This is a genomic window from Streptomyces sp. NPDC102259 (assembly GCF_044766465.1).
Classification (GTDB): domain Bacteria; phylum Actinomycetota; class Actinomycetes; order Streptomycetales; family Streptomycetaceae; genus Streptomyces.
Window position 1 is genome coordinate 129,851 of the sequence record NZ_JBIWMA010000005.1, and the last position, 24,098, is coordinate 153,948.

The 24,098-nt window shown below is 71.5% G+C and carries 20 protein-coding genes and 1 tRNA gene; 5 read left to right on the plus strand and 16 right to left on the minus strand.

Going from position 1 to position 24,098, the window contains the following annotated elements; all coding sequences use genetic code 11:
* Positions 1 to 54: 54 nt before the first annotated feature.
* The 6 genes from pdxT to pgsA form a co-directional block, all read right to left on the minus strand.
* Positions 55 to 666, minus strand: coding sequence for a pyridoxal 5'-phosphate synthase glutaminase subunit PdxT (gene pdxT, locus ACIRPU_RS14745; RefSeq protein WP_403866514.1), 612 nt, complete (start codon positions 664 to 666; stop codon positions 55 to 57).
* Positions 667 to 674: 8 nt separating this feature from the next.
* Entirely contained in the window at positions 675 to 1,586 is a 912-nt protein-coding gene (gene pdxS, locus ACIRPU_RS14750) for a pyridoxal 5'-phosphate synthase lyase subunit PdxS (protein ID WP_355705482.1), read from the minus strand.
* Between the two features lie 235 nt (positions 1,587 to 1,821).
* The gene (locus ACIRPU_RS14755; protein ID WP_403866517.1) at positions 1,822 to 2,373 is read right to left on the minus strand and encodes a hypothetical protein; all 552 of its coding nucleotides are present in this window, start codon (positions 2,371 to 2,373) and stop codon (positions 1,822 to 1,824) included.
* A gap of 32 nt (positions 2,374 to 2,405) precedes the next feature.
* On the minus strand, positions 2,406 to 3,575 hold the full coding sequence (locus tag ACIRPU_RS14760; RefSeq protein ID WP_403866520.1) for a glycosyltransferase family 4 protein: 1,170 nt from the start codon (positions 3,573 to 3,575) through the stop codon (positions 2,406 to 2,408).
* Positions 3,572 to 4,489, minus strand: a complete 918-nt coding sequence (locus tag ACIRPU_RS14765) for a phosphatidylinositol mannoside acyltransferase (RefSeq protein ID WP_403866523.1) — start codon at positions 4,487 to 4,489, stop codon at positions 3,572 to 3,574. Before ACIRPU_RS14765 ends, ACIRPU_RS14760 begins: the two co-directional genes overlap by 4 nt.
* Positions 4,486 to 5,238: a phosphatidylinositol phosphate synthase gene (gene pgsA / locus ACIRPU_RS14770; protein WP_355705507.1), complete on the minus strand. Its 753-nt coding sequence runs from the start codon at positions 5,236 to 5,238 to the stop codon at positions 4,486 to 4,488. The genes ACIRPU_RS14765 and pgsA overlap by 4 nt, the downstream gene beginning before the upstream one ends.
* Before the next feature lie 219 nt (positions 5,239 to 5,457).
* Between pgsA and ACIRPU_RS14775 the strand changes: the two genes are divergently transcribed.
* Positions 5,458 to 7,647 carry an elongation factor G-like protein EF-G2 gene (locus ACIRPU_RS14775; protein WP_403866526.1) on the plus strand — a complete coding sequence of 730 codons (2,190 nt, stop codon included), beginning with the start codon at positions 5,458 to 5,460 and terminating at the stop codon, positions 7,645 to 7,647.
* Positions 7,648 to 7,843: 196 nt separating this feature from the next.
* On the plus strand, positions 7,844 to 9,505 hold the full coding sequence (locus ACIRPU_RS14780; protein WP_403866529.1) for a hypothetical protein: 1,662 nt from the start codon (positions 7,844 to 7,846) through the stop codon (positions 9,503 to 9,505).
* A 134-nt stretch (positions 9,506 to 9,639) separates the two neighbouring features.
* Here ACIRPU_RS14780 and ACIRPU_RS14785 read toward each other — a convergent pair whose 3' ends face one another.
* Positions 9,640 to 10,200, minus strand: coding sequence for an HIT family protein (locus ACIRPU_RS14785; protein ID WP_403866532.1), 561 nt, complete (start codon positions 10,198 to 10,200; stop codon positions 9,640 to 9,642).
* 67 nt (positions 10,201 to 10,267) lie between these two features.
* On the opposite strand from ACIRPU_RS14785, the gene ACIRPU_RS14790 reads away from it, so the two are divergent.
* A complete protein-coding gene (locus ACIRPU_RS14790) occupies positions 10,268 to 10,927 on the plus strand; it encodes a potassium channel family protein (protein ID WP_403866535.1) in 660 nt (219 codons plus the stop codon).
* Positions 10,928 to 10,961: 34 nt separating this feature from the next.
* Here ACIRPU_RS14790 and thrS read toward each other — a convergent pair whose 3' ends face one another.
* The 3 genes from thrS to ACIRPU_RS14805 all read right to left on the minus strand — a co-directional run bounded on the left by thrS (position 10,962) and on the right by ACIRPU_RS14805 (position 14,818).
* Entirely contained in the window at positions 10,962 to 12,938 is a 1,977-nt protein-coding gene (gene thrS, locus ACIRPU_RS14795; RefSeq protein ID WP_403866538.1) for a threonine--tRNA ligase, read from the minus strand.
* A 90-nt stretch (positions 12,939 to 13,028) separates the two neighbouring features.
* The gene (locus tag ACIRPU_RS14800; protein WP_403866541.1) at positions 13,029 to 14,255 is read right to left on the minus strand and encodes a hypothetical protein; all 1,227 of its coding nucleotides are present in this window, start codon (positions 14,253 to 14,255) and stop codon (positions 13,029 to 13,031) included.
* Positions 14,252 to 14,818: a DUF4365 domain-containing protein gene (locus tag ACIRPU_RS14805; protein ID WP_057606934.1), complete on the minus strand. Its 567-nt coding sequence runs from the start codon at positions 14,816 to 14,818 to the stop codon at positions 14,252 to 14,254. Before ACIRPU_RS14805 ends, ACIRPU_RS14800 begins: the two co-directional genes overlap by 4 nt.
* A gap of 168 nt (positions 14,819 to 14,986) precedes the next feature.
* Here ACIRPU_RS14805 and ACIRPU_RS14810 point away from each other — a divergent pair, with 168 nt between their 5' ends.
* Positions 14,987 to 15,712, plus strand: coding sequence for a 3'-5' exonuclease (locus ACIRPU_RS14810; protein ID WP_403866543.1), 726 nt, complete (start codon positions 14,987 to 14,989; stop codon positions 15,710 to 15,712).
* A gap of 58 nt (positions 15,713 to 15,770) precedes the next feature.
* Here ACIRPU_RS14810 and ACIRPU_RS14815 read toward each other — a convergent pair.
* Together ACIRPU_RS14815 and ACIRPU_RS14820 are read right to left on the minus strand one after the other, a co-directional pair.
* Positions 15,771 to 15,842, minus strand: a tRNA-Val gene (locus ACIRPU_RS14815).
* 39 nt (positions 15,843 to 15,881) lie between these two features.
* Entirely contained in the window at positions 15,882 to 16,328 is a 447-nt protein-coding gene (locus tag ACIRPU_RS14820; RefSeq protein ID WP_403866546.1) for an SRPBCC family protein, read from the minus strand.
* A 64-nt stretch (positions 16,329 to 16,392) separates the two neighbouring features.
* Here ACIRPU_RS14820 and ACIRPU_RS14825 point away from each other — a divergent pair, with 64 nt between their 5' ends.
* The gene (locus ACIRPU_RS14825) at positions 16,393 to 18,813 is read left to right on the plus strand and encodes an SCO7613 C-terminal domain-containing membrane protein (protein WP_403866549.1); all 2,421 of its coding nucleotides are present in this window, start codon (positions 16,393 to 16,395) and stop codon (positions 18,811 to 18,813) included.
* Between the two features lie 7 nt (positions 18,814 to 18,820).
* Here the strand turns inward: ACIRPU_RS14825 and ACIRPU_RS14830 are convergent, their stop codons facing one another.
* From ACIRPU_RS14830 to ACIRPU_RS14845, 4 genes are all read right to left on the minus strand, one after another.
* Positions 18,821 to 21,556: a Tat pathway signal sequence domain protein gene (locus ACIRPU_RS14830; RefSeq protein WP_403866552.1), complete on the minus strand. Its 2,736-nt coding sequence runs from the start codon at positions 21,554 to 21,556 to the stop codon at positions 18,821 to 18,823.
* A 102-nt stretch (positions 21,557 to 21,658) separates the two neighbouring features.
* Positions 21,659 to 22,258, minus strand: a complete 600-nt coding sequence (locus ACIRPU_RS14835; RefSeq protein ID WP_403866555.1) for a hypothetical protein — start codon at positions 22,256 to 22,258, stop codon at positions 21,659 to 21,661.
* Positions 22,259 to 22,268: 10 nt separating this feature from the next.
* Positions 22,269 to 23,144, minus strand: coding sequence for a carbohydrate ABC transporter permease (locus ACIRPU_RS14840; RefSeq protein WP_403866558.1), 876 nt, complete (start codon positions 23,142 to 23,144; stop codon positions 22,269 to 22,271).
* The gene (locus ACIRPU_RS14845) at positions 23,141 to 24,097 is read right to left on the minus strand and encodes a carbohydrate ABC transporter permease (RefSeq protein ID WP_403866561.1); all 957 of its coding nucleotides are present in this window, start codon (positions 24,095 to 24,097) and stop codon (positions 23,141 to 23,143) included. Before ACIRPU_RS14845 ends, ACIRPU_RS14840 begins: the two co-directional genes overlap by 4 nt.
* Position 24,098: the final 1 nt, after the last annotated feature.

The following is a 24,098-nucleotide window of genomic DNA, read 5'->3' on the forward strand; positions in this document are numbered from 1 at the left end:
ACCCACCTGATCCGAACTCCCGCAGACCTTGGGGATCTGGGGACCCCCCAGATCCTACAAGGAGTCCGTCACCCGGTTCGCGCGCACCATGTCGACGAACAGGGCGTGCATACGGTGGTCGCCGGTCAGTTCCGGGTGGAACGACGTGGCGAGCGCGTTGCCCTGGCGGACGGCGACGATGTGGCCCTCGTGCTCGGCGAGCACCTCGGTCTCGGCGCCGACGGACTCGACCCAGGGAGCGCGGATGAACACGCCCTCCACCGGATCGCCCGCGATGCCGTGCACGGCGAGGGCGGCCTCGAAGGACTCGTTCTGCCGCCCGAACGCGTTACGGCGCACGATCATGTCGATGCCGCCGACGGTCTCCTGGCCCGAGCGCGGGTCGAGGATCTTGTCGGCGAGCAGGATCATGCCCGCGCAGGTTCCGTAGACGGGCATTCCGGCCCGCACGCGCGCGCGGAGGGGCTCCATCACGCCGAAGAGGACTGCCAGCTTGGAGATGGTGGTCGACTCACCGCCGGGGATGACGAGACCGTCGACCTCGGCGAGCTCCTCGGGGCGCCGCACCGGCCTGGCCACGGCGTCGGCCGCGGCCAGGGCGATGAGGTGTTCCCGGACGTCGCCCTGGAGTGCCAGGACGCCTATGACGGGGGCTTCGTGACTCATGGCGGTGATTACCAGCCGCGGTTGGCGTAGCGCTCGGCCTCGGGCAGGGTGTCGCAGTTGATGCCGACCATGGCCTCGCCCAGGTTGCGGGAGGCGTCCGCGATGATCTTCGGGTCGTCGTAGAAGGTGGTGGCCTTCACGATGGCGGCGGCGCGCTTGGCCGGGTCGCCGGACTTGAAGATGCCGGAGCCGACGAAGACGCCCTCGGCGCCGAGCTGGCGCATCAGCGCGGCGTCGGCCGGGGTCGCGACACCACCGGCGGAGAACAGCACGACGGGGAGCTTGCCGAGCTCGGCGACCTCCTTGACCAGCTCGTACGGGGCACGCAGGTCCTTGGCGGCGGCGTACAGCTCGTTGTTGTCGAAGCCGCGCAGCCGGGCGATCTCGTTCTTGATCTGACGCAGGTGGCGGACCGCCTCGACGACGTTGCCGGTGCCGGCCTCGCCCTTGGAGCGGATCATCGCGGCGCCCTCGGCGATGCGGCGCAGGGCCTCGCCCAGGTTGGTGGCGCCACAGACGAAGGGCGTGGTGAACGCCCACTTGTCGGAGTGGTTGACCTCGTCGGCCGGAGTGAGGACCTCGGACTCGTCGATGTAGTCGACGCCGAGGGACTGAAGGACCTGGGCCTCGACGAAGTGGCCGATACGCGACTTGGCCATGACCGGGATGGAGACCGCCTCGATGATCTCCTCGATCATGGTCGGGTCGGACATCCGGGCCACGCCGCCGTCCTTGCGGATGTCGGCCGGGACCCGCTCCAGCGCCATGACGGCCACGGCGCCCGCGTCCTCGGCGATCTTCGCCTGCTCGGCGTTGACCACGTCCATGATCACGCCGCCCTTGAGCTGCTCGGCCATACCGCGCTTCACGCGCGCGGTGCCGGTCTCGGGGGTCTGGTTTTCGGAGATCGTGCTGGACACGGGGTGACCTCACTCGTCGGAAAAAAGGGGCTTCGGCAGCAACGAGGAAACGCGAGTGGACCAGTCCACAGCAAGGGCCAATGGAAAGCCCGTGGATCCTTTTGGTCGATCACGCGGACCGCGCCGGGCCGGGCCGAGGGGTCGGGCGGCCCCGGGGACCGGTCCAGCGCTCCGGTGCGCCTGCCCTTCAGCTACGGCGGAGAGCTCCCTCGGCTCCGCGCCGTCGGACATCGGGTCAGGCCGCGCGGTCCGCGAGGGCGGGCGGCGGTTCGTCGTCCATCTCGAACGCCATCGGGAACGGGGCGTGGCCGGCCAGCCGGAACCAGCGGACCTTGCGGTGCTGGCGCAGTCTGCGGACCGCGCCCACGGCGTCGTTGTGGAAGCGGCGGGCCATGGGGACCCGGCGGACGGCCTCGGTGAGCTCATGGGCCGCGGAGTCTCCCCCGGGCGCCTCGCGTACGACGTCCAGTTGCCGCGCGTCCGCGAAGACGGCCCGCAGGGCCTGGCTGAGGTCGCTCTCGGCGACCTCCCGCTGCTCCTCCTCGGCCTGCCGCGCCGCGTGCGCGGCCTCGTACAGGACGATCGAGGCGGCGGGGTCGAGCACCTTGGAGGTGGCCAGTTCCTGGGCCACCGACGCCCGGCGCAGCAACTGGGCGTCCAGCGCGGCGCGGGCGGCGTCGATGCGGGCGTGCAGCCGGTCCAGGCGTCCCGCCGTCCAGCTCAGGTACAGGCCGATGGCGACGAGGACGACAAGGGTCCAGATCAGGGTTGCGGTCACGGGCGGCAAGGCTACCCGTGACCCTCAGGGCGGCGGGCGGGTCAGTCCCGCGCCAGTCCGAGCCGTGCTCGCAGGCCCGGCGATCCCCGGTCGTCGGCGGGCGCCACCGCCGCCGCGCCGGCCGTCACCGTCTCGTACACCGACAGGATGTCCGCGCCGACGGTCGACCAGTCGAAGCGCCGTACGTGCGCGCTGCCCCGATCCCGCAGCTCGGCTCTGCGCTCGGGGTCGCCCAGGAGCCGTACCGCCGCCTCGGCCAGCGCGTCCGCGTTCTCGTTGGCGAACAGTTCGCCGGCCGCTCCCTGGTCGAGGACCTGGGCGAAGGCGTCCAGGTCGGCGGCGAGCACCGGGGCCCCGGCCGACATGGCCTCGACGAGGATGATGCCGAAGCTCTCGCCGCCGGTGTTGGGCGCGACGTACAGGTCGACACTGCGCAGGAAACGCGCCTTGTCCTCGTCGCTGATCATGCCGAGGAACTCCACGCGCGCGTGCAGTTCCTTCGGCAGGTCCTCCACGGCCTCCTTCTCGTCGCCGCGGCCGGCGACCAGCAGCCGGGCGTCCGGGCGCTCGGCGAAGATCTTCGGCAGGGCCCGCATCAGCACGGGCAGGCCCTTGCGGGGCTCGTCGATGCGCCCGACGAAGCCGATCGTGCCGCCCTGCCAGTCGGGGTTGGGCTCGGCCCTGGCGAAGAAGTCGACGTCGACGCCGTTGGGGATGACCACCGCGTCCCCGCCGAGGTGCTCCACCAGCGTGCGCCGGGCGTACTCGCTCACCGCGATCCGCGCGCTGATCTTCTCCAGGGCGGCCTGGAGGATGGAGTACGCGGCGATCATGGCGCGCGAGCGCGGGTTGGACGTGTGGAAGGTGGCCACGATCGGGCCCGAGGCCGCCCAGCAGGTCAGCAGTCCGAGCGACGGCGAGGTCGGCTCGTGGATGTGGACGACGTCGAACGCGCCGTCGTGCAGCCAGCGGCGCACCCGCGCGGCGGACAGGAAGCCGAAGTTGAGGCGCGCCACCGAGCCGTTGTACGGCACCGGGACGGCGCGGCCGGCCGAGACGACGTACGGCGGCAGCGGGGTGTCGTCGTCGGCCGGGGCCAGGACGGACACCTCGTGGCCGAGGCGGATGAAGTACTCGGCGAGGTCGCGGATGTGGAACTGGACGCCGCCCGGCACGTCCCAGGAGTACGGGCAGACGATGCCGATCCTCACGCGGGGTCCCCGTCCGACGGGCGGGGTTCCAGGTCCGCGAGCCACAACCGCTGCAACATGTGCCAGTCCTCCGGATGGTCGGCGATGCCGGTGGCGAAGGCGTCTGCCAGCGACTGTGTCATGACAGACGTCTTCTCGGCCCGCGTACCTGACCGGGGTACCTCGACCGGGGGATGCACCTGGCCCCGCATGACGGGCGAGTCGTCGTACCAGAGGGTGACGGGGAGCAGCAGCGCGCCGGTCTGCTGGGCGAGCAGGGCGGGTCCGGCGGGCATCGTGGCGGTGTCCCCGAAGAAGTTGACCTCGACCCCGGAGGCGGACAGGTCGCGCTCGGCGACCAGGCAGACCAGCCCGCCGTCGCGCAGCCGCCTCGCCAGGGTGCCGAAGGCGGTACCGCCGCTGTGCGGCAGCACCTCCATGCCGAGGCCCTCCCGGTAGGCGACGAACCGGTCGTACAGCGTCTCCGGCTTGAGGCGCTCGGCGACGGTGGTGAAGGGCGTCCGCAGTTCGGTGGTGACCCAGGCGCCGGCCAGGTCCCAGTTGGCCATGTGCGGCAGCGCCAGGATGACGCCCCGGCCGGAGGCGATGCCGTCGGTCAGGTGGTGCAGGTCCTTGGGCTCGAAGCCCTTGCCGACGCGCTCGGCGCTCCAGGTCGGCAGCCGGAAGGACTCCATCCAGTAGCGCAGATAGGAGCGCATCCCCGCGCGCGAGAGCTCGGCCAGGCGCTCGGGGCTCGCGTCCGGCAGCACGCGCGCGTAGTTGCTCTCCAGCCGTCGCACGCCTTTGCCGCGCCGCTTCCAGGCGAGGTCGGCGACGGTGCGGCCGAGGCGGACGGCGACGGGCTCGGGCAGCTTCTTGACGGTGCTCCAGCCGAGGCCGTACAGCGCGTCGGTCAGGCGCTCCTGGGCGCTCACTTCGCGGCCTCGCTCCCCTGCGCCTCGTGTCCCCGGGAGTCCGGGTCCTCCTGGGCCGCGGCGGCCTCCGCCTCGGCCGACTCGCGCCGGACGGTGACGACCCGCTGGATCAGGGTGACGAGGCTGCCGACGGCGACGATCCACAGCGCGATCGGCAGCAGCACCTGGATGCCGGGCACGCCGAACGTGTGCAGACCCGCCAGACCGGCCGCGACGAGGGAGATCACCAGGCGCTCGGCGCGCTCCACGAGCCCGTTGACGGCGACCGGCAGGCCGATCGACTCGCCCCGGGCCTTCGTGTACGACACCACCTGGCCGCTGGCCAGGCAGAAGATCGAGACGGCGCACAGGACGTTGTCGTCGCCGTTGCCGGCGTACCAGAGCGCGAAGCCGCCGAAGATCGCGCCGTCGGCGACCCGGTCGAGCGTGGAGTCGAGGAAGGCGCCCCAGCGGCTGGTCCGGCCGAGCTGGCGGGCCATGTTGCCGTCGACCAGGTCGGAGAAGACGAAGAGCGTGATCACGATCGTGCCCCAGAAGAACTCGCCCCTGGGATAGAAGACCAGCGCGCCCGCGATCACTCCGGCGGTGCCGAGGAGCGTGACCGTGTCGGGGCTCACACCCCGGCGGATGAGAAACGCGGCGAACGGTGTGAGGACACGCGTGAAGAATGCACGCGCGTACTTGTTCAGCATGGCCTTCCCGAGGGTCGGTGTCGCCGCGCGGCCCCTGCTGGCCGCCGGCTGGCCCATCGTAGCCACGCGCGCGTGTGTGCGACGGTCGGGCACCCGGACCCCCGTGTCACGGCCTGACCGAATCCGGGTCACGGCCGGGTCGCGTCCGCCGTATGGACGCGCCGTGACGGGAGTGGAAAGCTCGAAGGACCGCGGGCGTCGCCGGAGCCGCCATCGCACGCGGGGCCGCCGTGCCCGCGCCCCCAGTGACCTCACCGTGTTCGGGAGGCAAGGAAAATGGGCGACAAGGCACATCCCGGAGCCGCCGGCAGGGCTACAGCGGCCGACCACCCCGCGTCCGTACGGAATGTGGTGCTGGTCGGCCACTGCGGATCGGGCAAGACGACCTTGGTGGAAGCTCTCGCGTTGACAGCGGGAGCGGTGAACCGGGCGGGCCGCGTGGAGGACGGCGGCACCGTATCCGACTACGACGAGATCGAGCACCGGCAGCAGCGCTCGGTACAGCTCTCCCTGGTGCCCGTGGAATGGGACGGCATCAAGGTCAACGTCCTCGACACCCCCGGATACGCCGACTTCGTCGGAGAACTCAGGGCCGGTCTGCGCGCAGCGGACGCGGCCCTCTTCGTCGTCTCGGCGGCGGACGGCGTGGACGGCTCGACCCGGATGGTGTGGGAGGAGTGCGCGGCCGTCGGCATGCCCCGCGCGATCGTCGTCACCCACCTGGAGGCCGCCCGCGCGGACTTCGAGGAGATGACGCGGATCTGCGCGGAGGCCTTCGGCGGCGACGACCCGGACGCGGTCCTCCCGCTGTACCTGCCGCTGCACGGGCCCGAGGGCCCCGACGGGCACGCGCCGGTGACCGGACTGACCGGGCTGCTGTCCCGGAAGCTGTTCGACTACTCCACCGGCGAACGCAAGGTGTCCGAGCCGGGCGAGGACCAGCTGCCCGACCTCGAGGCGGCCCGCAACCGGCTGATCGAGGGGATCATCGCCGAGAGCGAGGACGAGACCCTCATGGACCGCTATCTCGGCGGCGAGCAGATCGACGTCAAGACGCTGATCGAGGATCTGGAGCGGGCCGTCGCCCGGGGCGCCTTCTTCCCCGTCCTCGCGGCCGCCCCGGCCGCCGAGGGCGCCCGGCAGGGCCTCGGCACGGTCGAGCTGCTGGAACTGGTCACGAGGGGCTTCCCGACGCCCCTGGAGCGCCCGGCGCCCCGTGTGACGACGATCGACGGCGAGCCGCGCGAGCTGACGGCGTGCGATCCGGACGGGCCACTGGTCGCGGAGGTCGTGAAGACCTCGTCCGACCCCTACGTGGGCCGTGTGTCGCTGGTCCGGGTCTTCTCCGGCACCTTGCACCCCGACGAGACCGTCCATGTCTCGGGGCACGGCCTCGCCGACCGCGGCCACGAGGACCACGACGTCGACGAACGCATCGGCGCCCTGTCCGCGCCGTTCGGGAAACAGCAGCGGAACCTGACGCACTGCATCGCGGGCGACCTGGCGTGTGTGGCGAAACTCGGCCGCGCGGAGACCGGCGACACCCTGTCCGCCAAGGGCGACCCGCTCCTCATGGAGCCCTGGCAGATGCCCGACCCGCTGCTGCCGCTCGCCATCCAGGCGCACAGCAAGGCCGACGAGGACAAGCTCTCGCAGGGGCTGGCCCGGCTGGTCGCCGAGGACCCGACGATGCGCCTGGAACAGAACCAGCACACCCACCAGGTGGTCCTGTGGTGTCTGGGCGAGGCCCACTCGGACGTCGCCCTGGAGCGGCTGCGCTCACGCTACGGCGTCCAGGTCGACGTCGTCCCGCACAAGGTCCCCCTCCGGGAGACGTTCGCGGCGCGGTCCGGCGGGCGCGGACGGCACGTCAAGCAGTCCGGCGGACACGGGCAGTACGCCATCTGCGAGATCGAGGTGGAACCGCTGCCGGGCGGCGCCGGCATCGAGTTCGTGGACAAGGTCGTCGGCGGCGCGGTGCCCCGGCAGTTCATCCCGTCCGTCGAGAAGGGCGTCCGCGCGCAGGCGGCCAAGGGGGTGGAGGCCGGGCATCCGCTGGTCGACATCCGGGTCACCCTGCTCGACGGCAAGGCGCACTCGGTGGACTCCTCCGACGCCGCGTTCCAGACGGCGGGCGCGCTGGCGCTGCGGGAGGCGGCGGCCGAGGCGCGGATCCATCTGCTGGAGCCGGTGGCCGAGGTGACCGTCCTGGTCGGCGACGCGTACGTGGGCGCCGTGATGAGCGATCTGTCGGGGCGGCGCGGGCGGGTGCTGGGCACCGAGCAGACCGGCGGCGGCCGCACCCTCGTCAGGGCCGAGGTGCCGGAGATCGAGATCGGCCGGTACGCGGTCGACCTGCGCTCCCTCTCCCACGGCACGGCGCGCTTCCAGCGCGTGTACGCCCGGCACGAGCCGATGCCGGCACAGGTCGCCGAGAAGGTCCGCCAACAGGCGCAGAGCGCCTGACGGTTGGTGCCCCACGGGCCTCAAGTGGCCCGTGGGGCACCGTAGTGGAACGTTTCCCTCCGATCCGGCGGGCGGCTTCGGTCGTCCGCCGACGGATGTCACCGCCTGCGGATACGCTGATGACCTGATCAACAGGTGTGCGAAGTACGGAAGTCGGGAAAGCCGCAGAAGGCAGGGGCGGCGATCGGGGGCGGGAATGACCGTTGGCAGCGGTTACGCGGACATCTTCGGACCACAGGTGCCGCAGACGGGCGACGGCGGGCAGACACCCACCTTCGCGCTGGCCTCGGCGGCCTACCGGGACAACCCGGTCGAGGACATCAAGAAGGCCGACAACGAGTGGCACCAGACCGCGGTCAATCCCGGCCGCAGCTGGGCCAGGATCTTCCGGCCCAACCTCGGCGAGGCGTTCTCCCAGGCGGTGATCGACCGCATGCTGGGCGTCGGCCGCAAGCCGCTCATCCAGTCCTTCGGCAGTGAGCCGCAGGCCGTCGTGGAGCACTGCCTCGCGGCCAACCGCATCCGCCGCGAGCGCGACCAGAAGCTCACCGGCGTGATGCTGCTGTGCGGTGTGCTCTTCCTGCCCGGCCTGCTGGTGTGGCTGTTGGTCTTCCAGCTGCGCGCGACCATGGGGAAGCTGGACAACAGGCGGGTCTCCGGCATCGGCACCGGCCTGCTCGTCGCCGTGGGCGCCCTCGCCGTGCTCTTCCTGATCAAGATGCCGTTCACCGGCCTCGTGGGGTGGTACGCGCGCGGGTGCGTCGTGGCGCCGGTGGTCGGCTGGTTCCTGGCCAAGCGGTTCTGCGAGGCCACCGCGACGGATCTGCGCGGGCGCTGGGACAGCCTGCTGTCCGGCAGCAGCGTCGGCGCGAAGGTCCCCGAGGCGGTGCCGACCAGCCCCAACCAGACGGCGGCCGAGCAGCTGCGCCAGTCCCTGGCCCGGCTGAGCGCCGAACAGCAGTCCAACTCGGTCTTCTACGCCGGCCCCAAGGGCATACTCGGCATGGGCACCCGCTGGGGCGCCTGGCACCTCGCCGAGGAGCTGACCCCGCTCGACCCCGTGAAGGGCGTCCACGAGTTCCGCAGCTGGACGGTCGTGCGGGCCATCCACGACCAGCTGAACCTGCTCCCCCGGCAGAGCCTGAAGACCGGTGGCTTCCCGCCGCCCACGGTCCGGCACTGGATCGTCACCCCGGTCGGTGAGAACGCCAAGGCGGTCGCCCGGCCGGAGGGCACCGACGTCGAGGCGTACCAGGTCAAGCCGCGAGCCATAGAGGACATCTGCAACAACCAGCAGTTCGGCGGCGGCGACCGGCACTACCTGGGCGTCCAGTGGCCGCTCTGGGACGGCCAGTTGATCATCACCATGCTGATCACGGTGACGGTGCTGCACGAGACGCTGCGCATCGAGGTCACCGGGCACGCCCTGGGCCCGGTGAACGGCCTGTTCACCACGAAGTCCGAGGCTCCCACCAAGGAGGTCGCCAAGAGCGTCCGGTTCTGGGAGACGCGGACGGTCAAGCTCCCGCTGGTCACCCCCGACGAGGTGGTCCGGCTGGCCGCGCGGGCGACGATCAGCTGGTACCCGCCGCTGCTGAAGTGGCTCGGCGGTTCCATCGGCCTGCCCGAGCCCTTCGGTCTGCGGCACGCCTGGGCCGACCAGCCCTGGCGGCACCGCTTCATGGCCGACGACGCGCTGCGCGCGGCCACGCCGGTGCTGCGCGTGGTCCACACGGCCGCGATCAAGGTGCTCAAGGAACACGACGTGGACACCGACAAGTTCAGCTCGCGCTCGTCGGTCCTCAGCGGTGCGGTCCAGGACCTGTCACCGCGCAAGGCGGACACGTACGACGCGTAGGCCTCCGGCGGTCGGCCAGGACCGTGCGGGTGTCCCCCGGGGTGCCTTTCCCCGGGGGCTGCGCCCCCGGACCCCGCTTTCGGCCCCGAAGGGACCTCGTCCTCAAGCGCCGGACGGGCTGACCATCACCTGTGTCAGGTCGTCGGCCAGGCCTCTGCAAGCATTTTCCTGGTGTCCGCCAGGAGTTGCGGCAGTACGCGGGTGTGGCCCACCACCGGCATGAAGTTCGTGTCCCCGCCCCAGCGGGGCACGATGTGCTGGTGCAGGTGGGCCGCGATGCCGGCGCCCGCGACGGACCCCTGGTTCATGCCGATGTTGAAGCCCTGCGCTCCTGACGCGGTGCGCAGGGCCGTCATCGCCTGCTTGGTCAGCTCGGCGAGCTCGGCCGTCTCCGGCACCGTCAGGTCGGTGTAGTCGGCGACGTGCCGGTAGGGGACGGTCATCAGGTGGCCGCCGTTGTACGGGTACAGGTTCAGCACCGCGTACACGTGCTCACCGCGTCGGACGACCAGCCCGTCCTCGTCCGATTTGGCCGGGATCGAGCAGAAGGGACAGCCGTCGTCGGCACCCGGGCCGGTCGGCTTGTTCTCACCCTGGATGTAGGCCATCCGATGGGGGGTCCACAGACGCTGGAACGCGTCCTGCGTACCCACTCCGATCTGCTGTTCCGGCTCACTCGTCATGCAAGGCAGCATATTGCTTCGCCCATTCGCGGCGTGTCGGCGGGGCTGCGGGAAAAGCCTCGCGGGCCAAGCTGGGCCGATGGACCAAGACAGCCGCTACGCCCGCTGGGAGCAGCGCACGGAGATCCCCCTGTTCCTGGCCTCGCTGCTGTTCCTGGCCACCTACGCCGCCCGCGTGCTCGCCGAAGGGATGCCGTCCGTCTGGAAGAGCCTGTGCGGGTTCACGATGCTCGCACTCTGGCTGGTGTTCGCGGCGGACTACGCCGTGCGCCGGCACCTCAGCGGGCTGCGCTTCACGCGCTTCGTCAGGACGCACTTCCTGCACACGGTGGTGGTGCTGCTGCCGCTGCTGCGGCCGCTGCGGATCGTCCCGCTGTACGACGCGATCCAGAACCGGCAGGGGGAGCCGCGGCTGTCCCTGCACGCGCGCGTGATCGCGTACGCCGGTCTGTCGACGCTGCTCCTCGGCTTCGCCGGCGCCCTCGCGGTCTACCAGCAGGAGCGGGGGGCGCCCGACGCCTCCATGCGGACGTTCGGGGACGCGGTCTGGTGGGCCGCCGCGACACTCAGCACGGTCGGCTACGGGGACATCACACCGGTGACCCCGGGCGGCCGGGCGATCGCGATGGGCATGATGGCCGGCGGGCTGGCCCTGCTCGGCGCGGTGACGGGGTCGTTCTCGTCGTGGCTGTTGCAGATCTTCTCGCGCGAGAGCGACCGCAGGCCCCCGGAAGGCTGAGCCTTCCGGGGGCCTGCGGGGCCGTAGGACCGGATCAGACCTGCGTCCGCTCCTCGACGACCTTCGCGATCTTCGCGATGGCCTCGTCGAACGGGATGCCGTTCTCCTGCGAGCCGTCGCGGTAGCGGAAGGAGACCGAGTCGCCCGACATGTCCTCGTCGCCCGCGATGACCATGAAGGGCACCTTCTGCTTCTGGGCGTTGCGGATCTTCTTCTGCATACGGTCGGAGGAGGAGTCCACCTCCACCCGCAGGCCCTTCTTCTTCGCGGCGGCGGCGAACTTCTCCAGGTACTCCACGTGTCCGTCGCCGATCGGGATGCCGATCGCCTGGACCGGGGCCAGCCACGCCGGGAAGGCGCCCGCGTAGTGCTCCAGGAGGACCGCGAAGAAGCGCTCGATCGAGCCGAAGAGGGCACGGTGGATCATCACCGGGCGCTGCTTCGAGCCGTCGGGGCCGGTGTACTCGAGGTCGAAGCGCTCCGGCAGGTTGAAGTCGAGCTGCACGGTCGACATCTGCCAGGTGCGGCCGATCGCGTCCTTGGTCTGGACGGAGATCTTCGGTCCGTAGAAGGCGGCGCCGCCCGGGTCCGGGACCAGCGGGAGGCCCTGCTTCTCGGCCACCTGCCGCAGCGTCTCGGTGGCCTCCTCCCACACCTCGTCGGAGCCGACGAACTTCTCCGGGTCCTTGGTCGACAGCTCCAGGTAGAAGTCGGTCAGACCGTAGTCGCGCAGCAGGTTCAGGACGAAGGTGAGCGTCTTGTCGAGCTCGTCGGCCATCTGCTCGCGGGTGCAGTAGATGTGCGCGTCGTCCTGGGTGAAGCCGCGGGCGCGGGTCAGGCCGTGCACGACGCCCGACTTCTCGTACCGGTACACGGTGCCGAACTCGAAGAGGCGCAGCGGCAGTTCACGGTAGGAGCGGCCGCGCGCGTCGAAGATCAGGTTGTGCATCGGGCAGTTCATGGGCTTGAGGTAGTAGTCCACGCCCTCGTCGAGCTGCATGGGCGGGTACATGCCGTCGGCGTACCAGTCCAGGTGGCCCGAGGTCTCGAAGAGCTTCCCCTTCGTCGCGTGCGGGGTGTAGACGAACTCGTAGCCCTCCTCCTCGTGCCGGCGGCGCGAGTAGTCCTCCATGACCCGGCGGATGACGCCGCCCTTGGGATGGAAGACGGCGAGGCCTGAGCCGATCTGCTCCGGGACGGAGAACAGGTCGAGCTCGCTGCCGAGCTTGCGGTGGTCGCGCTTCTCGGCCTCGGCGAGGAAGTCGAGGTGGGCCTTCAGCTCCTCCTTGGAGGGCCAGGCGGTGCCGTAGATGCGCTGGAGCATGGGGTTCTTCTCGCTGCCGCGCCAGTAGGCGGCCGCGTTGCGCATCAGCTTGAACGCCGGGATGTTGCGGGTGGTGGGCAGGTGGGGACCCCGGCAGAGGTCCTTCCAGCACAGGTCACCGGTCTTGGCGTCCAGGTTGTCGTAGATCGTCAGCTCGCCGGCGCCGACCTCGACGTCCGCGCCGTCGTCGGTGGAGGCCGAGCCCTTGATGCCGATCAGCTCGAGCTTGTAGGGCTCGTCGGCGAGCTCCTCGCGGGCGGCCTCGTCGGTGACGACGCGACGGGCGAACCTCTGCCCCCGCTTCTGGATCTCCTGCATCTTCTTCTCGACGGCCTTGAGGTCCTCGGGCGTGAACGGCTTCTCGACGTCGAAGTCGTAGTAGAAGCCGTCCTTGACCGGCGGGCCGATGCCCAGCTTGGCCTCGGGGAAGAGCTCCTGCACGGCCTGGGCCATCACGTGCGCGGTGGAGTGGCGCAGGATGTTCAGGCCGTCCGGGGAGGAGATCTCGACGGCCTCGACCTCTTCGCCGTCGCCGAGCACGTACGACAGGTCCCTGAGCTCGCCGGCCACGCGGGCGGCGATGATCGAGCGCTCGCCGGCGAAGAGGTCGGCGGCCGTGGTGCCCGTCGTCACCGTGCGCTCTTCCCGCTCGGAATCGCGTTGGATGATCACACGGACGTCTGACACCGGTCTCTCCTGACTGAAGGTGGGTGCGGCGCCATACCCTGAGCGCGCGCAAGAGGCGATCGTACCGACCCACCCCCTCCGACCGCGAAATCAGTTTCCCGGCTCCTCCCCTCCGCACGCTTCCTCGAAGTAGTCGAGATTCTCCTGCAGCGACTTCATCAGCCGGTCCCGCTCGGCCTCGTCGACCTGCACGGGCACGACGCCGCAGGCGCCGGTGAGCCTGCGGAACCCGCCCCTGCTCTCCAGCCGGCCCTGCACCCGTACCGGCAGTCCGACCAGGTGGGCCTGGCCGGCGATGCGGTAGTCCTCCTCGTCGAGGGTGAGCCGGACGTGCGGGATCTCGGCGCCGGCCAGCACCCGCAGCCGTACGCTGCCCTCGCCGCGCGGCCCCGACCTGCGCATCCGGACGACCGTGCCGGTGATCCGCACGGGCACGGAGGGCTCCGCACGGAGATAGCGGGCGCCCGCCTCGCGCAGCACGGACAGGTCGCCGGGCGAGAACTCGACCGGTTCACCGCCCGCGGCGCACGCCTCCGGGACTCCGGCGGCCGGCGCCCACTCGACGGCGATCCGGGTGCCCTCGGTGCCCCGGACCAGGGTGATCAGCGCCGCGGTGAGCTCGCGGCTGACGCCGGCCTCCACGGCGCCGTCGAAGGCGTCCATGCCCCCGGTGGCCCGTTGGTAGTCGATGGCCTCACGGACCGCGTACAGGGCCTGGTGGAGGCGGACGGCGAGCGGGCGGGCGGCCGCCACGGGCACGAAGGCCGTCAGACGGCGTCCACCGGCCGCGGAGCCGACGAGGACGCTGTCCAGCGTCGCGAAGGCCGCGCGCCGGTGCCGGGCGCCGTAGTAGCCGGCACGGGCGCGCGTGGCGAGCGCGCCGGCCAGCAGCATCTGCCGGGCGGCGGCGCGCAGCCGTTCCTCCACGGGCCACGACGCGGCCCCGGCGGGTCCGGTCGGCGTGTCCCGCCACCAGCGGATCTCGTCGCTCGGGACGGCGAGCCCGACGAGCACCTCGCGAGCGGCGGGCATGCCGCTGCGGGCCAGGGCGAGGAGCGCCTCGCCCAGCAGGTCGTCGCTGTCGGGAAAGGCCCGGCTCTCCGGCACCAGCAGGCTGGTCCCGCCGCCGCCCGGTCCGGGCGGGGTCCAGCGGCCGTAGCGGCCGGCGGCGCCGCCGCGCCGCTGCCAGCCGTGCCGGCGCAGCAGCGCGGCGAGGACGGCCGGGTCGACCTCGCCGGGCTCGGGGGCCTGGTTCCAGTGGGCCTCGGGGTGCGGCCGTACCGGCCGCAGTGGCTCGTCGAGGGGGCGGTGGGTCATGGTCTGCCTCCCGTCCCGGCCCGCGTCATGATCTCGCACAGCGCCCGGTCGTCGAAGATGCGTGTGGTCGGTATCCGCACGGTGGTCCGGGTCCGGCCGGTGATCGGGTGGCCGGCGAGATTGACCCAGTAGCAGCAGTGCCGCAGTTCGAGGCAGTCGTGGCCGGCGCGCAGCCACTGGTCCTGGGACCGCGGGACGAGCATCACGACGAGGATCTTGTGCACCGACACCGGGGTGCGGGCGAGTTTGCGCAGGTGGTCGTTGTCGAGCGTGAAGGAGAAGAAACGGCCGGGCGGGTTGGGCCGGATCTGGTAGGTCGCTTTGAGCTGCACCTTGATGGTCACCTCGTCGTCGACGGTGTGCCCGGGCGCGCTGTGGCTGACGTGCCAGTCGATGCCGTTGTCCGGGAACGGCTGGGACAGCGAGCACCCCGCCGCCGCCGCGACGGCGTGCAGATAGCCCACCTGGAGTGTCTCCATGCAGGCGGTGGTGGCGAGCGTGCCGCGATGAAGCCCCTCGCGTTCGGGCAGCAGCCCGCCCCGCTCGGGCTGCGCTATCGCCATGACCAACAGCCTTCCACGCAAAGCCAGTCCCCGTGACGGGCCGCTGAACTGCGATGACCCGTACTCGTGTTGTGTCCTTCCGGCGTACGGCGCAAACAGCCCGGGTATCACCAAACAGGCAGAAGACGGGGCGTCAGCTGCCGTGGGTGAACGAGGGGTTGTGAGGGTATGACGTACTGGTACGAGGGGCCTCTGGCCGCCTTTGACACGGAGACGACGGGCGTCGACGTGGAGACCGACCGGATCGTGTCGGCCGCCCTCGTCGTCCAGGACGCGCCGGGGGTCCGGCCCAGGGTGAGCCGCTGGCTGGTGAACCCGGGCGTGCCGGTGCCGGCCGGGGCGACGGAGGTGCACGGGCTGACGGACGATCACCTCCAGCGCAACGGCCGCTGGCCGTCGCCGGTGATGTTCGAGATAGCCGAGCTGCTCGCCGAACAGGCCGCCGCGGGACGTCCGTTGGTGGTGATGAACGCACCGTTCGACCTGACGCTGCTCGACCGTGAGCTGCGCAGGCACCGCGCCTCCGCGCTGGGCAACTGGGTGGACGCGACACCGCTGCGGGTACTGGACCCGCGGGTCCTCGACAAGCATCTGGACCGCTACCGCAAGGGCCGGCGCACACTCACCGACCTGTGCGCGCACTACGACGTGACGCTGGCCGACGCGCACGACGCGGCGGCGGACGCACTGGCCGCGCTGGAGGTCGTCCGGGCGCTGGGCCGGCGGTTCGCGGCCCGTCTGGAGCGTCTGTCCCCCGCCGAACTGCACTCGCTCCAGGCGACCTGGCACGCGGCTCAGGCGCGGGGGCTCCAGGCGTGGTTCGCGCGCAGCGGCACGCCGGAGATCGTGGACACCTCCTGGCCGTTGCGCCCGGAGCTGCCCGCGGCGGCCTAGCCAGGGCGTCGGGCACACAAAAAAGCCGGTCCGCGTGTTGCGGACCGGCCTTTCCCGGTGGGCGATACTGGGTTCGAACCAGTGACCTCTTCGGTGTGAACGAAGCGCTCTCCCACTGAGCTAATCGCCCGGGAACGCACCGAACAATACAGGTCTTCGCGGGCTTCCTTCAAACCGCTTCCAGGTACGCGGCCAGGCCGCGCCGTCCGGCCCGCATCATCAGCCGGTGGTTGAGGCGGAACACCGGACGGCCGGGGACCGCGAGCCGCCGCAGCAGCGGCTTGTCGACCTGGACCACCTGGTCGTAGCGGGCGAGGGTGCCGGCGCCGTCGGCGGTGATCGTCCAGCGCGCCCAGCCGTCGAGGTCGCCCGTCATCGCGACCTCCAGAACGCCGGCCGCCGCGTCGCGCCGCACCTCACGAGCGGTGAAGGTGATGTCGTACGGGAGGAGGGAGCGGATGCGCAGGACGCCGGTCGCGCTGTCGACCCGGTTCACCTCGCGCACCTGGCGCCACCAGCGCGGGTAGTCCTCGACCCGTCCCAGCGCGTCGTACACGCGGGCGGGCGGCGCGGGCAGGGCCCACAGGCTGCGGAAGCGGTACCGGGTCCAGTCCATGGTCCGAGTGTGCCCGCGCGGGTCGGGCCCACGGCATTTGAGTACGTCCTGAGTACGTGCGCTCATGCCGTGGGGCGTGACGCGGACCACACTCCGGGACATGACGTATTTTCCGCCCCCGGCCGAGGAGCTGCGCTTCCTCGACAGCGAGCTCCGGCGACTGGACGCCCGTCGGGCCCAGTTGCTGGCCCGCCGCGCCTGGTTGATCACGACGCTTCAGCAGGTGGCGCAGCCGGCCCCGCCGGTGTGGCCGAGCCCCCCGGCGCGGTCCGGCCCTGCCGACCGACCCGAGGCGACCGCCCCGGGCGTGCAGAACGTCCTCCTCCTGCTCGGCGGCATCCTGCTCACCATCGCTGCGATGGTGTTCACGCTGGTCAGCTGGGGGCATCTGGGGATCGCCGGCCGCTCCCTGGTGCTGGGCGCGGTCACGCTGGCGGTGCTCGGCGCGCCCGTGGCGCTGCTGCGGCGGGGGCTGCGCTCGACCGCCGAGTCGGTGGCGGGCCTCGGCCTCGCGCTGACGGTGCTGGACGCCTACGCCCTGCACGAGGTGGTGTTCACGGCGGCGGACGCGACGACGTACGCGGCGACCGCTTCGACGGCGGTGGCGGCTCTGTGGGCGGCCTACGGCACGGCGCTCGCCGCACTGCCGGGCTCGTCCGCGCTGCGCCTGCCCCACCCCGCCGCCCTCGCGGCCGCGCAACTCCCCCTGGCGCTCTGGACGATCGCGCTCGGCGGCGGGCCGCTCACGGTCACGGCCGCGGTGCTGCTGACGACGGCGTTCGACGCGCTGGTCGCGCTCCGGGCGGCCGAGCGGCCGGTGCGTCTCGTCGCCCTGGTGTGCGCGTTCGGCACGGGCGGCTGGGGCGTCCTGGCGGCCGGTGTGCTCTGCCTGGGAGCGGCCGGTCCGAGCGCCGCCGCCCGTGCGGCGGCGCTCCTCTTCCTGGCGGCGGTGATCGCCCTGGGCGTGGCCCGGTTCGCGCCGCGGACAGGGCTCGCCACGGGCATGGCGGCGACCGGCGCCCTGTGCGTGGTGGCCGGCCTGGGCGGTGTCCTACGGGTGTCGGTGCCCGGTGACTGGGTGGTGCCGGCCGTCCTGGCCTGCGGGATCGCGCTGCCGGCCGCCGCGCGGGGCCCGGTGGCGGTGCGCCGGGGTGTCGCTCTGGCGTCCGGCATTGTCCAGGCGGGCGCGGTGCTGTGGGCGGTGCCGGCCGTGGCCGTCACGCTGCTGGGACCGACGGCGTGGCTGGGCCACGTCTGGTCCGGGGCTCCGGCCGACGCCCGTGCCGCGGTGACGGTCGACGCCTTCTGGCCGCCGTACGCCGTCACGGTGCCGCTGATCCTCGTCGCGGTCGCCGCGGTCCTGGCCACGGCGGTCCGCGGCGAGAAGTGGCGCCCGCGGGCGCTGACCGCCGCGCTGACGCTGACCTGGGCCGCGGTGCTCGTCACGCCCTCGGCGCTGGAACTCCCCTATCTCGCCGCTCTGTTGATCCAGGGGCTCATGGTGCCGGCGCTCCTGGCACCGGTGCTTCAGGGGTCGGCGGCACGGACGGCCGCCGGGCTCGCCCCGCTGACCGCCCTCGGCCTGGCCTTCCTGTCCCTGGCCACCGAGCCGGCCACCCTCGCCGTACTCGCGTCGCTGACCGTGGTGTTCGCGGCAGCCGCGTGGCGCGGTCGGCAGGCGCCGGTGTCCGCGGCCGCCTCCCTGGGCTGGGCCACGGCCCTGGCCTGCGCCGTGGGCGCGTCCGCCGACTGGCGGCCGGAGCACGTCGCGCTGCTGGTGCTCGTCGTCCCGGTGGCCGCGGCCCTGCTCGCGGCACGGCTCGCCGACCCCGTGACGACGGTGGCGGTCGAGGTGACGGGGGCCGTCGCCGGGCTCGTCGCCATCGGCCTCGCGGTGGCCGACCCGCCCCTGCTCGCCCTGGTGCTGTCCCTGTGCGGGGTGATCGCGGCGGGCACGGCCGTACGCCCGGACCGCCGTGACGTCGGCTACGCGGCCGTCGCCCTCTTCGTGCTGGCCACCTGGGTCCGGCTGGCGGCCTGGCGGGTGGGGCTCCCGGAGGCGTACACGCTGCCGGTCACGGTCCCCGCGCTGCTCGCCGGAGTCCTGCGCAGGCGCCGCGACCCGGCCGCGTCGTCCTGGACGGCGTACGGTCCCGGTCTCACCGTCACGCTGCTGCCGAGCCTCACCATGGCCTGGAGCGACCCCGAGTGGACACGGCCGCTGCTGCTGGGCGCGGCCGGGCTGCTGCTGACCCTGCTCGGCGCCCGGCACCGGCTGCGGGCCCCGCTCGTGCTGGGCGGCTCGGTGCTCGCCCTGGTCACGCTGCACGAGCTGGCCCCGTATCTCGTCCAGGTGACCGACGCGCTCCCCCGCTGGGTACCTCCCGCCCTCGCCGGGCTGCTGCTGCTCGCACTCGGTGCGACGTACGAGCGGCGGCTGCGCGATGTCCGGCGGGTGCGGGAGGTCCTGGGGCGGATGAACTAGCCGCCCGCTACGGCATCTTGTCGCCGAGCAGTGCCAGGTTCTCGATGGCGGCGAGACCGTAGAGGGCGGTGTCGTTGGTGGCCACCCAGGCGGCCTCGCTGCCCGCGACCAGGGCGGCGGGGCCGCTCACCGGCTCCGTCTTCCACGGCGAAGACTCGGTGTAGCCGTCGGAGCTGTAGAACTTCGACCAGGCCCGCTTGGCGAGCGTCTCGTCCCCGGTCTGGACGGCGGCGTACGCGTCGAGACGTGAGTGGCCCTGGAAGAGCAGCAGGGTGCCGAAGTTGCTGCCGTAGCGCGCCGCCTGTTCCGCCTTGGTGGCGTTGAAGTAGCGGCAGTAGTCGAGGTACGCCTCCTTGAACTTCGGGATGTCGACCAGGTGGATGAGCTCGGCGCACAGTTCGTTGAGGCCGAAGACGGCCGACAGGTGCGAGACGCCGACGACCGGGGTCGTGGCCACCGCGAACCTGCCGGTGTCGAGGTCGTACAGGCCACTGCCCTGCACGAAGCCGTTGGGCTGGGCTCCGATGGTCTCCATGGTGGACAGGACGCGGGCCTTCGCCTTCTCCCACTTCGGGCCCCTGCGTTCCCACTCGGTAAGCCACGCCGAAACCAGGCCGCTCCAGTCGGTGCCGAAGCCGATCGACAGGGCGTGCCGGTCGGGGGTGTACGGCTCGGTGCGGATCTTGCGCAGCGGGTCCAGGGCGAGGAACGTCTCGTCGGAGTCGACGTTGGCGTGCATGAGGTCGCCGACGCGTTCGTCCGCGGTGAGGAAGTAGTAGTACCGGCGGTAGGTGGTGTTGGCGATGCGCTGCTGCTTGGCGCTGTCGGCGTAGTGCTGCACGCCGTGCCGGGTGCCCAGCCCCGCCCACTGGCCGAGGTGGTAGACGTCGACCTCGCCGGTGTGCCGGGTCATCGCCTCCGCGAAGCGGAAGATGTCCGCGCGGCCGCTGCGCAGATAGGTGAACCAGAGCCAGAGGTCGGGCGAGAGCTCGGAGTTGTCCCAGGCGTAGCCGCCGATGTCGTACCGCCACTGGTGCCTGACGGTGTCATAGGTGTGCATGATGTCGCCGTAGTCCCAGAAGCCGTACCAGCGGCGCTGCTCCACCTGGTCCTTGTAGTAGGTGAAGAGGAAGTCGAGATGGTCCTCGATCTTCGCCTTGGCGGGGGTGGAGCGGTCCGGCTCGGCGTAGAGGCCCGGCCCGAACACCTTGGCCTTGATGAGCTGCCGGGGCGGGGCGGCGAGCTGGGGCAGCACCCGTACGGCCTCGACCTGTTCGGCGAGCTTCTCGGGGGCGGGCGTCGACTCGTTGGCCCAGAAGAGGAGTTCGGACGTACGGGCGATGCCGTAGGGGGTGCCGAAGCCGGGCTCGTAGTCCTCGTAGGTGATGTTGAGGCCTTCGAGCTGTTCGGGGAAGGTGTCCTGGCCCATGCCGTCGTGGTAGAAGCGCAGGTCCATGGGCTGGGCCTCGGGTGACCAGAGCCAGAGGGTGACCTCGGCCTCGTCGGTGTGCGCGTCACGGACGTCCAGCTGGGCGGGGTGCTTCTCCCAGAAGTCCCTGAGGCCGAAGGAGAAGCCGCCGCTCGCCCCGCCGACGTATCCGAAGCCGGAGGCCCGCTTGCCGCCGCCGGCGCCGATCCAGCCGTAGCCCTTCTTGGTGCGCTTGCGGAGCGTGAAGCCGTCCGCCGACAGCTGGGAGAGGGTGTAGTCGCCCCACTCGGGGATGTACTGGAGGCGGGTGGTGACCCGCTGGTCCCAGGTGGCGGGGTCGGGGAGCTTCTGGCCCGCGTACTGGGCCGCCTGCACCGCCGCGCCGGGGTCACGGCGCAGACCGGTGATGCCCTTGACCGCCTCGCGCAGCAGACCGGTGCCCTCGCCGCCGATACGGATGTGGCGGTCGTAGGACTCGTCGCGCATCGGGACGGTGAAGCGCACGCCCAGCCCGCGGATGAAGTCGCCGCTCGCCTTGCCCGGCTCCTGCTTCCCGTCGTAGGTGATGGTGTGCACCATGCGGAAGGAGTCGGCGCCCGCGTAGAAGTAGAGGCGGATGGAGAACGGCAGCCAACTGCGGCTGCCCTTGCGGTGCTTGCCGTCGATGCGGACGACCGCGCGGACCGGGCCGCTCTGCTCGACGGTGACGCCGTCGATGGCGCCCTCGAAGCGTTCGGTCTTGACGGCGCCCTGGTCCTCGTCCTCGATCTCGGGCTGCCGGATCAGCACCAGTCGGCCGTTCTTGGCGATCTCGGTGGAGCCGCGGGTGACGGATTTGATGAGGGTCGCGCCCGACGTGCCGATCTTCGCGGTGATGACGCCCGTCGACACGTCGATGGTGCCGCCGCGCTTGTCGACGGTCACCTTCTTCGCGGGCTCGGCCGGGGTGCCGGCGGTGAGGGTGAGCTTGCCGGAGCCCGAACCGACGGCGTGCGCCGTCCACTTCAGCGACCCGTCCGGCCAGTAGGCGAGCGGCCAGGACTGTACGGGGACGTCCTTGCCGTCGGCGTCCGTCAGCGCGAAGGTCTGGTCCTCCTGGTACGTGCCCACGGGCCAGGGCACGCCGAGCGTGGAGCCGGGGGCGGCGCCGAGGCCGCCGTCCTCCAGCCAGTCCAGGGTCACCGGATCGGCGTCGGCCGCGGCGGCTCTGGGCTCGGCCTGCGCGTCCTTGGCGCCCAGGGCCCAGCTGAACTGCGCGGCGGCGCCGGCGACGGCGGCCGCCTTGAGGAGGGACCTACGGGGGATGGGAGACATGAGATGCAGCCTTTCCTTTCCGTGCGGGTGCAGGTGTGGTCAGGGGCATGACAGAGAGAGGCGCGGCGCACGGGGCGCCGACCTTGTACGGGGGAGCGGCCGTCAGCGGTGCCGGTACCGCTCCTCGACGGCGACGGCCGCCGCCGCGACGGCCCCGAGGACGGGGACCGCCAGCGGCGCGACGAACCAGGCGGACAGGGTGACGACGGCCAGCCCGCAGACGACCAGGAAGGACCCGGCGGGATCGAGCACGGTCCGCCGCCCGGCATCCGCGAGCAGCGCCCGCCAGGCACGGCCCGGAGTCCAGACGGCCGCCGCCCGCAGCAGGGCCACGGCAAGCCCGATCAGCGCGAGGACGCCGACGGCCCCGACGAACGGGCCACCGGGAATCCCGGCCCGCGCGGCCAGGACGTCCACCCAGACCGCGACGGCCGCCGCCCACCCGGCCAGCCCGACGAGCCACCCGCCGCGTACGGCCGCCCGGAAGTCCGCGACGAACTCCCGCAGGCCACCGTCCTCGTGAGTCGTCCGACGGCGCAGATGCCGTGCGCCGGCGGCGAAGGCCGCGGGGTAGGTGACGACCCCGAGACAGGCCACGGCGATCCACACTCCGGTGAGCAGACACTCGGCGAACACCGCGAAACGCTCGCCGAACACGGACTCCCTGCGCCGGGAGCGGGCCTTCACGCCAGCATGCGCCATGGTGACCGCCTCAGCCCTTCAGTCCGGAGGTCGCCATGCCGTCGATGAGATAGCGCTGGAAGGCCATGAAGAAGGCGATGACCGGCACCAGCGCCACCAGCGACATCGCGATCATGCTGCCGTAGTTGGAGATGCCCTCCTGGTCACGGAACATCATCAGGCCGAGCGAGACGGTGTACTTGGAAGGGGTGTTGAGATAGATCAACGGCCCCATGAAGTCGTTCCACGCGTTGATGAACGTGAAGATGGCGCTGGTGATGAGGGCCGGGCGGCTCAGCGGCAGCACGATGGACCAGTAGGTCCTCAGGTGCCCGCAGCCGTCGAGCTTGGCGGCCTCGTCCAGCTCGCGCGGCAGCCCGCGCATGAACTGCACCATCAGGAAGACGAAGAACGCCTCCGTGGCCAGGAACTTGCCCGCGACGAGCGGCACGAGCGTGTCGATGTACCCGAGGTTGCGGAACAGCACGTACTGCGGGATGAGCAGCACGTGGTACGGCAGCAGCAGGGTGCCGATCATCAGGGTGAACAGCAGGTTCCGCCCGGCGAACCGGATCTTGGCGAAGGCGTACGCCGTCAGCGAGCTGGAGAGCACCACCCCGACCACGGCCAGACCCGCGTACATCAGCGAGTTGCTGAAGAAGCTGGTGATGGAGATGCCGGAGATGCCGTCGGCGAGCCCGGAGAAGTTGGCCCAGACCGGCTCGGTGGGCAGCAGGTCGAGGCTGGCGATGATGTCCTTGCTCGGCTTGAACGACGCGCCGAGCACCCAGATCACCGGGTAGAGGACGACCGCGAGCACGAGGATCGCGCCCACGTGCCAGGCGAGGGATCCGATGCGCCGCCGCTCGTTCGCGGGGCGCACGGCGGGGCCGGTGGCACTGGTCACTTGGCGGCCTCCTCGTAGTGCACCCACTTCTTCTGCGACCAGAACAGGACCGCCGTGACGAGCGCCACCGCGACCACGAGCGTCCAGGCCATCGCGGAGGCGAAGCCCATCTGAGCCTCCTTGAAGCCCTTCTGATACAGGTAACAGGTGTAGACGAGGGTGGCGTCGGCCGGTCCGCACCGGGTGTCGGAGACGACGTACGCCGAGCCGAACACCTGGAACGCGTGGATGGACTCCAGCAGCACGTTGAAGAAGAGCACCGGGGAAATCATCGGCAGCGTGATGTTCCAGAACCGCCGCAAGGGGCCGGCTCCGTCCATCTCGGCGGCCTCGTACAGCTCCTGCGGCACCTGTTTGAGCCCCGCCAGGAAGATGACCATGGGCGCGCCGAACTGCCAGATGCTCAGCGCCACCAGGGAGTACAGGACGTAGTCCGGGTTGCCGATCCAGCCCCCGACGTCGAGGCCGAAGATCTTCTGCGTACGGTCCACGGCGGCGTCGTCGGAGAACAGCGCCCGCCACACGAAGCCCACGGAGACGCTGGCGCCGATCAGCGACGGCATGTAGAAGGCGGCCCGGTACAGGGCCTGTCCGCGCCGCTTCTGGGCGAGCAGCAGCGCCACTCCCAGCGCGAGGAGCAGCTTCAGCGGCGTGGCCACGACGACGTACTTCAGCGTGACCTGAACCGACTTCTGCCAGCGCGGATCCTGGAACATCGTCGTGAAGTTGTCCAGCCCCACCCACCGGGGCGGCGTGAACAGGTTGTAGCTGGTGAACGCGTAGTAGAGCGACGCGATCATCGGCCCCGCCGTGAGCAGCAGGAAACCCGCGATCCACGGCGACATGAAGAGATAGCCGGCGAGGTTCTCGCGGCGCCGCCCGCGCCGCCCGGCGACAGGAGCGGCGGACCGCTTCTTCGCCGGGCGCGCGGGCGCTTCCTTGACGAGCGTCATG

Bases quoted from the DNA above. Each gene is read 5' to 3' on its own strand.
- ACIRPU_RS14805 (WP_057606934.1), bottom strand. From the start codon at position 14,818: ATGGCGATAGCGCAGCCCGAGCGGGGCGGGCTGCTGCCCGAACGCGAG.
- pdxT (WP_403866514.1), bottom strand. From the start codon at position 666: ATGAGTCACGAAGCCCCCGTCATAGGCGTCCTGGCACTCCAGGGCGAC.
- ACIRPU_RS14810 (WP_403866543.1), top strand. From the start codon at position 14,987: ATGACGTACTGGTACGAGGGGCCTCTGGCCGCCTTTGACACGGAGACG.
- ACIRPU_RS14825 (WP_403866549.1), top strand. From the start codon at position 16,393: ATGCCGTGGGGCGTGACGCGGACCACACTCCGGGACATGACGTATTTT.
- ACIRPU_RS14820 (WP_403866546.1), bottom strand. From the start codon at position 16,328: ATGGACTGGACCCGGTACCGCTTCCGCAGCCTGTGGGCCCTGCCCGCG.
- ACIRPU_RS14775 (WP_403866526.1), top strand. From the start codon at position 5,458: ATGGGCGACAAGGCACATCCCGGAGCCGCCGGCAGGGCTACAGCGGCC.
- ACIRPU_RS14780 (WP_403866529.1), top strand. From the start codon at position 7,844: ATGACCGTTGGCAGCGGTTACGCGGACATCTTCGGACCACAGGTGCCG.
- ACIRPU_RS14785 (WP_403866532.1), bottom strand. From the start codon at position 10,200: ATGCTGCCTTGCATGACGAGTGAGCCGGAACAGCAGATCGGAGTGGGT.
- ACIRPU_RS14835 (WP_403866555.1), bottom strand. From the start codon at position 22,258: ATGGCGCATGCTGGCGTGAAGGCCCGCTCCCGGCGCAGGGAGTCCGTG.
- ACIRPU_RS14790 (WP_403866535.1), top strand. From the start codon at position 10,268: ATGGACCAAGACAGCCGCTACGCCCGCTGGGAGCAGCGCACGGAGATC.
- pgsA (WP_355705507.1), bottom strand. From the start codon at position 5,238: ATGGGCCAGCCGGCGGCCAGCAGGGGCCGCGCGGCGACACCGACCCTC.
- ACIRPU_RS14845 (WP_403866561.1), bottom strand. From the start codon at position 24,097: ATGACGCTCGTCAAGGAAGCGCCCGCGCGCCCGGCGAAGAAGCGGTCC.
- ACIRPU_RS14830 (WP_403866552.1), bottom strand. From the start codon at position 21,556: ATGTCTCCCATCCCCCGTAGGTCCCTCCTCAAGGCGGCCGCCGTCGCC.
- ACIRPU_RS14800 (WP_403866541.1), bottom strand. From the start codon at position 14,255: ATGACCCACCGCCCCCTCGACGAGCCACTGCGGCCGGTACGGCCGCAC.